Raw genomic sequence first — 520 nt, forward strand, 5'->3', positions numbered from 1 at the left:
TTCTCCACTGCAACGTTGATGTTCTTGATCGTGTGCTCAAACCGGTTCTGGTAAGCACCAAGCTCAGCACGAGCAGTCGAGACAGACTCAATCTGCGCATCAATCGCGGTAATTGAAGCCTGTGCTCCAGCATGAGTCGAGAAGTCCACTTCCGCCCCTGCTGCTTCCCAGGCACCGGTGGCTGTATCGTACTGACGAACAGTTAGAGCATCTGCAACCGAGGAAACGTTTGCGCTTGAGAGGTTCACGGTGATTGCCGAGGCAGCGTCACCATCAGCACCAACCTGGAAGTTCAGGTTGTAGGCCGCCGGGGCGGTGCCACCATTTGCCGCCGCGCCACCGTCAAGGAGCTTACGACCGTTGAAGTTGGTGGACTCCGCAATACGATCGAGCTCAGATACCAAGCTGGTCGCCTCTGTGGCAATGTTCGCGCGTGCCTTGTCATTGTTCGAATCGTTAGCACCCTGAACAGCCAAGTCACGAAGACGCTGGAGGATCGCGTGAGTCTCAGTCAACGCAC

At 56.3% G+C, this 520-nt stretch carries 1 protein-coding gene; it reads right to left on the bottom strand.

Annotated elements, in window-relative coordinates:
- On the bottom strand, window positions 1–515 hold a 515-nt coding region (locus ACFSYH_RS14910; RefSeq protein ID WP_377468263.1), incomplete at its 3' end, for a flagellin N-terminal helical domain-containing protein.
- Between the last annotated feature and the right edge of the window lie 5 nt (window positions 516–520).

The organism is Populibacterium corticicola, assembly GCF_042683685.1.
Taxonomy (GTDB): domain Bacteria; phylum Actinomycetota; class Actinomycetes; order Actinomycetales; family Cellulomonadaceae; genus Timonella; species Timonella corticicola.